This window comes from Pacificibacter marinus, from assembly GCF_018860505.1.
In the GTDB taxonomy this organism is placed as follows: Bacteria; Pseudomonadota; Alphaproteobacteria; order Rhodobacterales; family Rhodobacteraceae; genus Celeribacter; species Celeribacter marinus_B.
The window spans coordinates 273,483-287,064 of sequence record NZ_JAHKPU010000030.1 but is presented as its reverse complement, the minus strand read 5'-3'; the positions used below and the strand labels follow the sequence as shown (position 1 = coordinate 287,064).

At 52.0% G+C, this 13,582-nt stretch carries 12 protein-coding genes; 8 read left to right on the top strand and 4 right to left on the bottom strand.

Translation table 11 applies throughout. The features are described 5' to 3' along the window. The first annotated feature begins 99 nt into the window (after positions 1–99). The 5 genes from KO503_RS11535 to KO503_RS11515 are packed head-to-tail and all read left to right on the top strand — an operon-like array spanning position 100 to position 4,990. Positions 100–978, top strand: coding sequence for a carbohydrate ABC transporter permease (locus tag KO503_RS11535; protein WP_215991694.1), 879 nt, complete (start codon positions 100–102; stop codon positions 976–978). A gap of 10 nt (positions 979–988) precedes the next feature. Beyond that, complete coding sequence (locus tag KO503_RS11530) at positions 989–1,819, top strand: carbohydrate ABC transporter permease (RefSeq protein ID WP_215991693.1); 831 nt, start codon at positions 989–991, stop codon at positions 1,817–1,819. 12 nt (positions 1,820–1,831) lie between these two features. After that, positions 1,832–2,836 (top strand): ABC transporter ATP-binding protein, encoded by a 1,005-nt coding sequence (locus tag KO503_RS11525; protein ID WP_215945225.1) that lies wholly within the window; start codon positions 1,832–1,834, stop codon positions 2,834–2,836. Position 2,837: 1 nt separating this feature from the next. Then, positions 2,838–4,337, top strand: a complete 1,500-nt coding sequence (locus KO503_RS11520) for a mannitol dehydrogenase family protein (protein ID WP_215991692.1) — start codon at positions 2,838–2,840, stop codon at positions 4,335–4,337. Next, positions 4,334–4,990, top strand: coding sequence for a nucleoside triphosphate hydrolase (locus tag KO503_RS11515; protein WP_215991691.1), 657 nt, complete (start codon positions 4,334–4,336; stop codon positions 4,988–4,990). Before KO503_RS11520 ends, KO503_RS11515 begins: the two co-directional genes overlap by 4 nt. Positions 4,991–5,128: 138 nt before the next feature. Here the strand turns inward: KO503_RS11515 and KO503_RS11510 are convergent, their stop codons facing one another. Next, a complete protein-coding gene (locus KO503_RS11510) occupies positions 5,129–6,004 on the bottom strand; it encodes a LysR family transcriptional regulator (protein WP_215991690.1) in 876 nt (291 codons plus the stop codon). Between the two features lie 162 nt (positions 6,005–6,166). Here KO503_RS11510 and KO503_RS11505 point away from each other — a divergent pair, with 162 nt between their 5' ends. The 3 genes from KO503_RS11505 to KO503_RS11495 are packed head-to-tail and all read left to right on the top strand — an operon-like array spanning position 6,167 to position 10,458. Further along, complete coding sequence (locus KO503_RS11505; RefSeq protein WP_215991689.1) at positions 6,167–7,786, top strand: GMC family oxidoreductase; 1,620 nt, start codon at positions 6,167–6,169, stop codon at positions 7,784–7,786. After that, positions 7,783–8,991, top strand: a complete 1,209-nt coding sequence (locus KO503_RS11500; protein ID WP_215991688.1) for a mandelate racemase/muconate lactonizing enzyme family protein — start codon at positions 7,783–7,785, stop codon at positions 8,989–8,991. Before KO503_RS11505 ends, KO503_RS11500 begins: the two co-directional genes overlap by 4 nt. A gap of 36 nt (positions 8,992–9,027) precedes the next feature. Next, positions 9,028–10,458, top strand: coding sequence for an aldehyde dehydrogenase family protein (locus KO503_RS11495; protein ID WP_215991687.1), 1,431 nt, complete (start codon positions 9,028–9,030; stop codon positions 10,456–10,458). Between the two features lie 93 nt (positions 10,459–10,551). On the opposite strand, the gene KO503_RS11490 is transcribed toward KO503_RS11495, so the two are convergent. The 3 genes from KO503_RS11490 to KO503_RS11480 form a co-directional block, all read right to left on the bottom strand. Then, positions 10,552–11,520, bottom strand: coding sequence for an NAD(P)-dependent oxidoreductase (locus KO503_RS11490; protein ID WP_215991686.1), 969 nt, complete (start codon positions 11,518–11,520; stop codon positions 10,552–10,554). A 200-nt stretch (positions 11,521–11,720) separates the two neighbouring features. Continuing rightward, entirely contained in the window at positions 11,721–13,031 is a 1,311-nt protein-coding gene (locus tag KO503_RS11485) for a TRAP transporter large permease (RefSeq protein WP_215991685.1), read from the bottom strand. Then, positions 13,028–13,522 (bottom strand): TRAP transporter small permease, encoded by a 495-nt coding sequence (locus KO503_RS11480; protein ID WP_215991684.1) that lies wholly within the window; start codon positions 13,520–13,522, stop codon positions 13,028–13,030. Before KO503_RS11480 ends, KO503_RS11485 begins: the two co-directional genes overlap by 4 nt. Positions 13,523–13,582 lie beyond the last annotated feature (60 nt).

The window sequence follows — 13,582 nt, the reverse complement described above, 5'->3', positions numbered from 1 at the left end:
TTTGCCCTCCGATTTATTTGGACGTTTTATTTGCTTTTATGACCCAAACCAGTGTGCCCGCGGCCAATTCTGCGCGCCTGCAAAAAGTGAAATTTTCTTATGGCTACTAAAGCATCCCGATCCGCGGCTCGTCTTATGATGGCACCAGCTGTCGTCCTCCTTTTAGGGTGGATGTTGGTGCCTCTGGTTCTGACTCTTTGGTTCTCGTTCGTAAAATTCCTGCCGATGCGTGGCGACTCCATCGCAAAGGGTCTCGACTGGGTTGGATTTGAAAACTACGTACGGTTTTTCTCGTCCAGCTCGTTCTGGCCATCCGTTCAGATTACGGTTTTGATGGTCGGTGGCGTTCTCGCTATTTGTATCATCTTCGGCGTTCTTTTCGCGCTGTTACTGGACCAACCAATGTGGGGGCAAGGCATTGTCCGCATTCTTGTCATTGCACCTTTCTTTGTGATGCCAACAGTGTCCGCATTGGTCTGGAAAAACATGATGATGGATCCGGTCAATGGCCTTTTCGCACATTTATGGCGATTTTTCGGAGCGGAACCGGTTGTTTGGCTGCAAGATGCCTCGCTCAGTTCAATCATCTTTATTGTTTCATGGCAGTGGCTGCCGTTTGCAACTCTGATCCTGCTGACTGCGATCCAGTCGCTCGATAGTGAACAGCTTGAAGCGTCTGAAATGGACGGCGCCCACCCGCTTCAACGGTTCGCTTATATCGTTTTGCCGCACATGGGACGGGCGATTACCATCGTAACGCTCATCATGACAATCTTTCTGTTGTCTATCTTTGCAGAGATATTCGTGACGACTGGCGGGGCCTTCGGGACGCGCACACTAACCTTTCTCATCTTCCAACGTGTCATTGACAGCCAGAACATCGGACTTGGGTCCGCAGGCGGCGTCTATGCCATCATCCTTGCCAATATCATTGCAATCTTTTTGATGCGCATTGTCGGCAAAAACCTCGATCAATAGGGACGGACACATGGCACGTTCAGTATCAACGCAACGCAAGATCATCACGACCGCCGCTGCATGGCTTATTGGTTTGTTGATCTTTTTTCCAATCTTTTGGACCATTCTGACCAGTTTTAAGACTGAGGCTCAGGCGATCAGCAATCCACCAGTGTTTTTCAACTTCGACTGGACGTTGGAAAATTATGCAGTGGTCCAAGAACGGTCCGACTACATGCGGTTTTTGTGGAATTCCGTGATTATTGCAGGGGGATCGACGGTGTTGGGTATCATCATCGCGGTGCCGGCAGCATGGTCGATGGCTTTTGTGCCTTCTGCCAAAACGAAAAACATTCTTCTTTGGATGTTGTCGACCAAGATGATGCCTGCAGTGGGTGCGCTGTACCCATTATCGCTGCTGTTTGTTTGGTTGAACCTTTTGGATACGCGGTTCGGTTTGATCATGGTCTTGATGTTGTCAAATATGCCGATCATCGTTTGGATGCTCTACACGTATTTCCGCGAAATTCCGGGCGAAATCCTTGAGGCATCTCGTATGGATGGCGCGACACTTCGCGAAGAGATTTTCTATATCCTGACGCCAATGGCCATTCCCGGCATCGCGTCGACCTTGTTGCTCAACTTCATTCTGGCTTGGAACGAAGCCTTTTGGACGCTCAATCTGACAGCCGCCAAAGCGGCGCCTTTGACAGCCTTTATTGCAAGCTATTCTAGCCCTGAAGGTTTGTTTTTCGCGAAACTCAGTGCGGCCTCTACAATGGCGATCGCTCCAATTCTCATCCTTGGCTGGTTCAGCCAGAAACAACTTGTCCGCGGCCTGACTTTTGGCGCGGTGAAATAAGGAACCTTGCTCATGGGACAAATCGAACTCAAACAAGTGACCAAAAGCTTTGGCAATACCCAAGTCATTCCGCCACTTGATCTCACCATTCACGAAGGTGAATTCACAGTCTTCGTCGGGCCATCTGGTTGCGGTAAATCAACCTTGCTGCGTCTGATTGCAGGATTGGAAGACATCTCCTCTGGTCATATCGAAATTGACGGCACGGATGCGACTTCATTGGTTCCTGCCAAGCGCGGGCTGGCGATGGTGTTCCAATCGTATGCGCTTTACCCGCATATGTCGGTGCGCAAGAATATCGCTTTCCCGTTGAAAATGGCAAAGATGGATCAGGCTGAAATCGACAAACGCGTCAATGCGGCTGCCGAAGTTTTGAACCTGAAAGACTATATCGATCGTCGCCCAGGTCAGTTGTCAGGTGGTCAACGCCAGCGTGTTGCCATTGGCCGTGCGATTGTGCGTGAACCTTCGGCTTTCTTGTTTGACGAACCTTTGTCAAATCTTGATGCCGCCTTGCGTGTGGGCATGCGTTTGGAAATCTCCGAACTGCACAAACGCCTGAAAACCACGATGGTTTATGTGACACACGATCAGGTCGAAGCCATGACAATGGCTGACAAAATTGTGGTTCTGCAGGCCGGTGTGATCGAACAGATCGGTAGTCCGCTTGAGTTGTATCGCACCCCGCGCAACGTCTTTGTGGCTGGCTTTATTGGGTCACCTAAGATGAACCTGATCACCGGTGAAGAAGCGGCCAAATACGATGCGCATACGATCGGCGTGCGCCCTGAACACATCGATGTTGTTGATGGCGAAGGTGAATGGAACGGGACTGTCGGTGTGGCTGAACATCTCGGTTCTGATACATTTTTCCATATTCATAACACAGGCTTAGGTGAGATGTTGACGGTACGCGCTATTGGGGATGTTAGCCTCAAGCATGGTGATAAAATTGGATTGAATCCGCGTAAAAATGAAATGCATCGGTTCGATGCCGCGGGTTTAAGGATTGCGTGAAATGAAGCTCAATAATGCCAACCTCGGCGATCTTCCTAAAGACGTTTTGCGTCCAAACTATGATCGCAGCGCTCTCACGCCGGGCATTGTCCACATCGGGGTCGGTAATTTTCACCGTGCGCATCAGTCGTGGTATTTGCACCGGCTGATGCAGCAAGGTGAGGCGCTCGATTGGGCCATCGTTGGCGCGGGCGTTCGGTCTTATGACACCGATATGCGTGCACGCCTTGTGGCGCAGGACTACATGACGACTTTGATCGAATTGTCTCCACAAGGGCAATCCATGGAAGTGGTCGGTTCGATGATTGATTACGTACCGATCGAAGATGGCAACGGGGCGTTGATCAACCGGATGGCGCAACCTGACATTCGTATTGTCGCCCTTACGGTCACCGAAAGTGGCTATTATATCGATCCCGTGACCCAAGCCTTTGATACCGCGCATCCTGATATCGCCTATGATGCAGAGCATCCTGACACGCCGCGCACAGCTTTTGGCGCTATGGTTGCAGCTTTGAAAATGCGCCGCACTGCGGGTACAGGTCCGTTTACGGCGCAAAGCTGTGACAATTTGCAAGGCAATGGCGATGTCTTGCGTCAAACCATTGTTGGCCTTGCGCGCCTTCAGGCCCCCGATTTGGCCGACTGGATTGTTGAAAACTGTAGCTTCCCGAATTCAATGGTCGATTCCATCGTGCCGTCCACTGGACCTGCTTTGATTGAGACCGCGCGTGCAGCAGGCGTCGATGACACAGCCCCTGTGAGCCATGAAAATTTCCGTCAATGGGTGATAGAAGACGATTTTTGCGCCGGTCGCCCCGCGTGGGAAAAGGTTGGTGTGACCTTTACCGACAACGTGCATGCCTTTGAGACGATGAAAATTCGCATCCTGAATGCGGGTCACCAAGTTATCGCTAATGTGGCAGAGGTTCTATCGGTTGAGACGATTTCTGACTGTATGGAGCATCCGCTGATCGCTGGGTTGTTTGAAAAAGTTGCCCTAGACGAGGTTGTTCCGCACGTCGAGGCCGTTCCTGACATGACACCAGAGAACTATGTCACTTTGATCAAGTCTCGTTTTTCAAATTCAAAGATCCGCGATACGACTCGTCGCGTGGCTTATGACGGCAGTGCGCGTCACCCGGGTTTCGTTTTGCCTTTGGTGCGCAAAGCCATCGATAAAGGCACACCGCTGGACGGCTTCGCCTTGGTCGAGGCCGCATGGGCGCGTATGTGTCAGGGCACACGTGAGGACGGCAGCCAGATCGAGCCGAACGATCCAATGTGGGACGCACTTCAGGCGACGGCCGAAGCCGCGCGCTCGCGTCCGCAGGCTTGGCTTGATCAGCAGTCAATCTATGGTGATTTGGCACAAAATCCTGCATTTACTGCGGCTTTCGATCATTGGTTACGCATGATTTGGAGCGATGGGCTGAGTGTGGCTTTATCAGCCTATTGTGAGGCATCTGACGCCGGAAAGTGTGGCGGCCTAAGGGCATGACGCCCTTTCAGGCTGATGTTGAAGCGGTTTGTGCCATGGCGCGCGCTGGATTGACTGACAGCGGTAGAACCGTGATCGGTATCGCAGGCCCGCCAGCATCAGGCAAATCAACCTTGGCCGAAGCTGTTGTCATTGCGTTGAATGATGCGGCCAAAGGGGAAATCCCGATGGCCGCACTCGTGCCTATGGATGGCTACCACCTTGATAATGCTATCTTGAAGGCCAAAGGGCTTTTTGACCGCAAAGGCGCGCCAGAAACATTTAATGCGCATGGGTTCTGTGCCGCACTTGGCCGTTTGCACGATCAATCTCATGAGCTGTTCTTTCCGCGATTTGATCGCGGGATGGACCTGTCGGTTGCGGGGGCGCTTTCCATCCACCCCAAGACGCCCATTGTCGTGGTTGAAGGCAATTACCTTTTGCTCAAATCCGCCCCTTGGTCGTCGTTGAAAGATCTCTTTTCTGCGACTGTTTTTGTCTCTCCACCGCGTCAGGTGTTGCGTAACAGATTGCTGCAACGCTGGATCGATCATGGCCTGACGCCTGAGGCTGCATTGCAACGCGCCAGTGGCAACGACCTGCCCAATGCGGAACGTATTCTTGATGAAAGCGTGGCTGCCGATTTGATCCTGTATCAAAACGATCTTGATTGACATAGATTATCACAGGGCAGGGTGCCGCTCATATGCCCCTTTGGTTGGGAGTTAATATGACGCTGCCTTCGGCCCGTGGATAACTATGGCGATAGGTGTCATGAGTACTGATGAACCTGCCGCTAGGGCTTGACTAGGTTACGCGATTATCGATGTGAGCCAGTCATAGAACAGGCTGATCTGTGCCTGTTTTTTGGGATCAGGCTGTGCGACAAAATAGAACCCGTTTTGGGTTTTAAGTGTTTGCTCAAAGGGAGCTGTCAGCAAGCCGCGCTTGATGTGACCCTTTGAAAACATCTTGTTTACAATCGCCACGCCACGCCCAGTTGCGATACTTTCCAAAGCCAGCAACGAGGAATCCACTGGCATCCAAGGGTGTGGCACCGGACAGTCTAATCCCAGTTTTTGGAACATAAGCGGCCAGTCGTTTTCAGAGCCAATGATCGGCACGATGTCGGCATCTTTCAGGCCCGTTGGATCGCGATGAAATAAAGCCGCGTCACTGGGATTACACACAAGGGTCGCTTGCCCTTCGCCCAAAGGCCAAATGTCTTGTTCGGGCCAGTCGCCTGCACCATAGCGAATGTCGACGTCAATCGTCGCGTCGCTCATGCGATCTGACCAGACGATGGTTGACAAGACAATATCGATTTCAGGATGCAAGGCGCGAAATTCATGCAGGCGAGGCGCCAAGACAAGCACGCCAAAAGAGATCGAGGCACGTACGCGCAGGCTTGTTTTCGTCTTGGGTTTGAACAGGTCATCTGTGGCGGTTTTTAAATCATGAAATGAGGCGCGGACAGGCTGGGCATAGGCTTGACCGATGTCTGTCAACTCAACACCTTTGGGCAGGCGTTTGAACAGTTTCATTTCCAGAGTTTCTTCCAACAATTTGATTTGTTGGCTGACGGCGGCAGGTGTCAACAAAAGCTCGTCTGCAGCCGCTGCAAACGAACTGTGACGGGCTGCAGCCTCAAACGTTCGCAACCAATTCACATGCGGAAGACGTCTCATGATCATACACCCCGTTTTTGTGACTCCACCTGTGCATGTATTTGTTTTGCTGATCAATCCTTGATGGTCAATTTTTTTTGCCCCATTGGTGCAAATCCATTTGTTTGCAACACAGACCTTTGACGCTGTTTATGAAAGCCCAAGAACAGGCGGGCGATCAGTATGGATTTTTCAAATTTCGACTTTGTGATTGTCGGAGCAGGCTCTGCAGGCTGCGTTTTGGCCAATCGGTTGACTGAATGCGGACGTTACAAAGTCCTCTTGCTTGAGGGGGGCGGCAGTGACGCGCAGTTTTGGATCAAGGTGCCCTTGGGTTACGCGATAAATGTTGCAAACCCTGCCTTGAACTGGGGGTATCATACTGCGCCTGATGCGGGATTGAACGGGCGGTCTATATCTTGGCCGCGTGGCAAAGTGATCGGCGGCTCAGGGTCTATCAATGCGATGGCCTATGTGCGCGGTTTGGCGCATGATTTTGATGATTGGGCCAAATCTGGCGCGCGAGGCTGGGATTGGGATAGCGTAAAAGCGGTCTATAACCGGATGGAAACCCATGTAGAACTGACTGCAACAGGACGCCAGACACGCGGTGATGGGCCCATTGTGGTCTCTGATTTGTCCGATCAAATGTCTGCGTTCTCCGACCATTTTCTTAAGGCAGCACAGGATGCAAATTATCCCGTTGTTTCTGATATGAATGCGCCTGATGTGGACGGGATCGGGTATTATCGCAGCACTGTGCGTAACGGTCGTCGTTGGTCATCGGCTGATGCTTTTTTGCGCCCAGCCCAGCGTCGCGCTAATTTATGCATCGTCCGTCATGCCATGGTTGATCGTCTGATCAGCGAGAACGGTAAAGTCACTGGCGTCGCATTCCGTCGCGGCGAAAAGCAACACCAAGTGACAGCATGCAAAGAGGTCATCGTTTGTGCAGGCGCTGTCAATTCGCCAAAACTGTTACAGCTTTCTGGTATCGGCCCTGAAAATCTGTTGCGTCGTCACGGTGTCGAGGTCGTGCATGATGTGCCGCAGGTTGGGCGTGGCTTGCAAGACCATCTGGTTGTTTCCCATCAGTTCGCAACAGATCAAGTGACCTTGAACAATACGCTTGGGCGGACGTTTGGAAAGCTATGTGCTGGCGCACGGTATGTGCTGAGCCGCAAAGGGCCGCTGGCTGTACCTGTCAACCAAGTTGGCGGCTTTGTGCGCTCTGAGGCTGACCGCGAGGTGCCTGATATGCAGCTCTATTTCAACCCCGTTTCCTATGGTGAATCTTCTTCTGGCGCGACAGTCGTAGACAGGTCTTCTGGCTATCAAATTTCTGCGCAGCCTTGCCGCCCCACAAGCGTAGGATCTATCGAAATTGCATCCGCATCGCCCCAAGATGCGCCAATCATCAATCCGCAATCGCTCAGCACCGAAGATGATAAAGCCTCCGCTGTTCGCGCGGGGAAAACCTTGCAACGCTTTGTCAAAACAGCCAGCCTGCAAGCCGTGACGACCGCTGCGAAGGCACCCGATTTGATGGTCTTAGACGATGCCGCACTGTTGGCTGATTTCCAAGACCGCGCCAAAACGGTATATCACCCGACATGTACCTGTCGGATGGGGCGCGATCGCGGAGATTCAGTGCTTGATGCAAGGCTGCGTGTTCATGGCGTGAGCGGACTGCGGGTCGTTGATGCCTCAGCGTTCCCGAACATAACCTCAGGCAACACAAACGCGCCGACGATGATGTTGGCGATGCGTGCTGCAGATTTGATTTTGGAGGATTCTCTATGAAACTGGAGAAATTAGAAACCTTTGTCGTTAGAAATCCACCACCGCGTCACGGCGGGCGTTACTTTATTTTCGTACGCCTTACGACAGCTTGCGGGATCACCGGCGTTGGCGAGATTTACAACGCGACTTTCGGACCTGATGTCTGCGGCGCCATGGCGCGCGACATGTTTGGCCGTCATTTCGATGGGGCTGATCCGCATCATATCGAGGTCCTGTTTCGCAAATCCTATGGCGCAGGTTTTACCCAGCGCCCCGATGTGAGTGTGATGGGTGTGTTCAGCGGGCTAGAGATGGCCTGCTGGGACATCATCGGAAAGGCGGCTGACTTGCCAGTATATGAGCTGCTCGGCGGGCGTGTGCATGATCGTTTGCGTAGCTATTCCTATATCTATCCCCCCGCTGGTGATGTGTACCCTGATCCGAGCCAGCCCAACGCTTATAACGATTCATCCATCGCTGCCGAAGTGGCGCTTGGTATGGTTGAACAGGGATTTACGGCAATCAAATTTGATCCTGCTGGCCCGTTTTCCATTTATGACGGACATCAACCACGGCTTGAGGATATCACACGTAGCGTGGCGTTTTGTCGGGATATTCGCGAGGCTGTGGGCGATCGTGCCGATCTGTTGTTTGGCACTCATGGTCAGTTCACGGTGTCGGGGGCCAAACGTATGGCGCGTGCGCTTGAAGAGTTTGACCCGCTTTGGTTCGAAGAACCGCTGCCGCCCGAAAACCCGACTGACATGGCACAGGTGGCAAGCTTTACCTCGATCCCTGTCGCAGCGGGCGAACGGTTGTGCACCAAGCACGAATTCGCACGCATGTTAGAAGCCAGTGCTGCGTCTATTTTGCAGATCAATCTGGGGCGTGTTGGTGGGCTTTTAGAAGCCAAAAAAATCGCCTCGATGGCCGAAACACGGTCTGCGCAAATCGCGCCGCATCTGTATTGCGGGCCTATTGTGGCCGCGGCAAATATTCAGATTGCGACCTGCAGTCCAAATTTTCTTGTCCTTGAAAGCATAGGGACATTTGATGGTCCTTATATGAGTGCAGTCAAAGGCGAGATCACTTGGGAAAATGGTTATGTCATTCCACCCACCAGCCCGGGCTTGGGGTTGGAATTGGATGATGAAGCCATCGCCCAAATGCCCTATGAAGGCACAGAATTGCATATTGAAATGGCAGAATTGCCAGTCACCCCATAGCTATTCATCTATAGCCAGTCTTGAGGAAACCACATCATGCTGACACTGAATAAATTCTACATTGATGGCGCTTGGGTTGATCCAGCGTCCGACGCCACAATGCCGATCATGAACCCTGCGACAGAGGCCCAAATCGGGACTGTATCTATGGGCAATTCCGAAGACGTTGATCGTGCTGTTGCCGCAGCAAAGCGCGCTTTCGAGACGTTTTCGATGACAACAAAAGCCGAACGCTTGGCCTTGCTTGAAAACTTGCGGGCGGCCACAGTGGCACGTCTGGGTGATTTGGCCGCTGCGATGACATCCGAAATGGGGGCTCCTGCGACCATGTCATTGGATGTGCAGGCGCAGTCTGGTTTGGGGCATTTAGATGATTTCATCGCAGCGCTCAAAAATTTGGATGACGAAGAGACTCTGCCAAACGGGGACATCATTTCGCGCGAACCTATTGGTGTCTGTGGTTTGATCACGCCGTGGAACTGGCCGATCAATCAAATCGCGTTGAAGGTCGTGCCAGCTTTGGCGACAGGGGCCACTTGTGTGTTGAAACCATCAGAGCACACGCCAATATCCGCACAAATCTACGCTGAAATCGTCGAGGCCGCTGGCTATCCTGCGGGCGTATTCAACTTGGTGCAAGGCGATGGTATTTCTGTTGGCTCAGCCATGTCGCGCCACCCAGATATCGCCATGATGTCTTTCACGGGGTCTACCCGCGCAGGGACTGCCGTGTCCAAAGATGCGGCCGATGGTGTGAAACGTGTGACGTTGGAGCTGGGTGGAAAATCCCCCAACCTTGTGTTTGCAGATGCGGATTTGGAAAAGCGCGTCACCGAAAGCGTTCAAGGGTGTTTTTACAACACAGGCCAATCGTGCAACGCGCCAACGCGTTTGTTGATCGAGCGCAGCTGTTACGACGAGGTTTTGGAAATCGCGAAAGCTGCGGGCGAGGCCCAAACCGTTGGTGATCCTGCGCAGCAAGGCGATCACATCGGGCCTGTTTTTGACAAAATCCAATACGACCGCGTGCAAGCGATGATCAAAGTCGGCATCGATGAGGGCGCACGCGTTTTGGTTGGCGGTCTTGGCAAGCCTGAAGGTTTGGAGACGGGTTGGTATGTGAAGCCGACGATCTTTTGTGATGTAGATCACGATATGCGCATTTCACGCGAAGAAATCTTTGGGCCCGTTTTGGTTATCACGCCGTTTGACAGCGAAGAAGACGCGATCAAGATGGCCAATGACACGGATTATGGCCTTGCCGCTTATATTCAATCGAGTGACGAGGCGCGGGTGTCGCGCGTTGTACGTCGATTGCGTGCGGGGACGATCCAGATCAACGGACGTGGCCCTGATTACGGATCACCATTTGGCGGTTATAAGCAGTCCGGCAATGGCCGCGAAGGTGGTGTGTTTGGTTTGGAAGACTACCTCGAAATCAAGGTGCGTCCCCCGTTCACTGCGTAAGCAACCTAACCTTAAAACGAAAACGGCGCAGAGGTTCTGCGCCGTTTTTTTATGTTATGTGCATCGGTATAAGGGCTGTTTTGACCGAAGATATCAATCCGCCAAAATGGGCTTGCTCAAACCGGTTGGGATCACTTCATAGCCTTGCTCTTCTGGTTCTTCGTCGGTCAGTTCCAACGGGAACCCTGTTGCCGTAACATCCAAACCTGTTGCATCTTCAAGGCGGCGAATGATGTTGGGTGACAATTCACGTTCGCCATATTTCGCGATGCCATCGTTGAAAATCTCGACCATTAAGGGGCTGATCTCAAGCGGCACATTTGCGTCTTCGGCCAGTTTTTGAAACAGGCCGATGTCCTTTTTCACAAGGTCCATAGTAAAGGAAATGTCGCGCGACCCGTTCAAGATCACTTGGCTTTCCGTTTCATGCACAAAGGATGTGCCTGAGCTGATTTTCATCGCCTCATAGGTGGTGTTCATGTCTATGCCCACGGCTTTCATCGTGACCAAGGCTTCGCAACAGGTCAGTAAGTTTGCAGTCGCCAGATAGTTTGTCATAACCTTCAATGTTGAGGCAGACCCGATCTCGCCAGTGTGCAAAACGCGGCGGCCCAAGGTTGTCAGGATCGGCAACATACGTTCAAAGGTCGCACGATCGGCGCCTGCAAAGATCGAGATATTGCCCGTGTCCGCGCGGTGGCAACCGCCAGAGACAGGGCATTCAATCGCTGTGCCGCCTTTTTCAGTCACAAGAGCCGCCAGTCGTTTGACTTCGGACACTTCTGTTGTCGACATTTCCATCCAGATTTTGCCGGTTTCGACAAAGGGGATCATTTCTTCAACAACTGCGGCACAAGCTGCCGGAGACGGCAAACATGTGATGACCGCATCGCAGGCTTGCATCAACGCCGCAGGAGTGTCCGTTGATTTCGCGCCCTTAGCGACAAAGTCTGCGACCAGATCGGCGTTGAGGTCTAGAACTGTCAGGTCATGTCCGTTGCGCAACAAGCTACCAGCCAGTTTTCCACCAACATTTCCAAGTCCAACAAAACCCATTTTCATCTGATAGTACCCCATTTTTAATCTATTTTGTGTCTATGCTGGTTTGGTTCATTCGCAGGGCAATATGAAACAATGGATTTAAACCCTAAGGGGTCGTTTTTGTTATGTCTGGGGGCTGTTTGAACTTTCAGAGGCAACAGTGAAAACGCCACGCTTCGGTATGAGGCGTGGCGTTAATGGCAAATGATGTCGCGTTGATTTTAGTTGAAAGTCTCTGGCATCAACATTTGCGGCAGCCAAAGTGCGATATTTGGAAAGAGGATGATCAACAACAAGATCAGCAACATCGGCAGCAAGATGATGCAGACCTCCTTCATGACCTGAACGACATTCATGCCCCCAATCGAGGCCGATATCAGCAGACACAATCCGTAAGGAGGCGTCACCAAACCAAAAGCCAGTGATACGATTCCGATGATTGCAAAAACAACCGGATGAATCTCGGCGGCTGTTGCTACTGGCAAAAGCACCGTACCAAGAATGATGATTGTCGGGATCGCATCAATGAACAGACCAAAGAACAAGAACAGGCCAGCAATCACAAGCGCAGTTCCGAAGGGGCCAAAATTAAGGCTGGTCATCGTGTCCACGACCAATTGCGGTACGTGGTAAAAGGCCAGTAACCAGCCAAACGCAGAGGCAGATCCGATTGCAAAAAGCGAGATCGACGCAAATCTACCGGTGTCATAAAAGATGTGACCGAGGTCTTTGACCGTGATCGAGCGATAGACAAACATCCCGAGTATCAATGAATACCCCGCAGCAATGATCGCGCTTTCTGTTGGCGTTACGATACCGCCGACAATGCCGCCAATCACAAAGACTGGTGTGAGCATGGCAAGGAATGCGCCTCTAAACGCTTTCCAAATTTCGGCAAGTGTCGGTTTGCCGATGATTGGATAGTTGTAGACTTTTGCATAGCCGTAAACAGTTGCCATCAACGCAAGGCCGATCATAATCCCAGGAACAGCCCCTGCAAGGAACAGCGCCCCCACAGAGGTTTGCATGACACCGCCCCAAACGATCATCAGAATCGATGGTGGGATAATCACCCCCATGACCGAAGAGCAGGCTGTGATCGCGATGGCGAAACGACGGTCGTAGCCCTCTTTGATCATCGCTGGGATCAAGATTTTGCCACATCCTGCCGCGTCAGCGGTGGACGAACCTGAAATGCCCGCAAACAGCATAGAAACGGCCACATTCACATGCCCCAAGCCGCCAGGCATCCATCCCGTTAAGACGCGTGACAGCTCAATCAGTTTGTCCGTCACTTTGCCGGAATTCATCAGGTTGGCAGCCAGTAAGAAGAACGGCACAGCAAGCAAGATGAATGAATTATAGGATTGGAACATTCGGTCCAACACAATGAACGGGGTCAGGCGCAGTTCAAGCGCAACGATTGGCACCGTCGCAATCGCCAGCGCAAAAGCCACAGGAATGCGCATCGCGACCAAGAAAATGAATCCGCCCACTAGAATGGCACAGGCGAGGCCAGTTGTAATAATCATGCTGCGGTTCCCGCCCTGTTTTTATAGATTTGAATGGCTTCAAAAAGCCGGTACCCTGCGAACAAAAACCAGACTGCACCAGTAATCGGAAGTGAGATATAGGTGATCAACATATTGGCCCGCATCATCACGGAATTTTGGATGTAGCCGAATTTTGCGTAGTCAATCCCGTACCACGTGAAAACAAGTGCGAAGGCGAGGATCATAACCAAAACGAACCCGTTTTGCAGCAAGGTCAGCAAAGGGCTTTTGGCATCGGGAATGACGCGCACATCGAAATGTGATCCATCCCAAACTGCAATCATAGCGCCAATCATGACCGTCCAAACAAAGATGAATGTGGCCAGTTCTTCTGTCCAAAGATACACTGGGATAACACCAGTATATCGCGCCAAGACCTGCATTCCGACCGGAATAGCGAGAAGGGCAATCAGCGTGCCCAACAAGACTCTCAACCCATTGCAAAGCTGATCCAGCATCCGTCCAATCATTTTAATCCCCTAACCCTCAAAGACATGTCGGCGCCGCGAATGGGCGCCGACACTCATGCG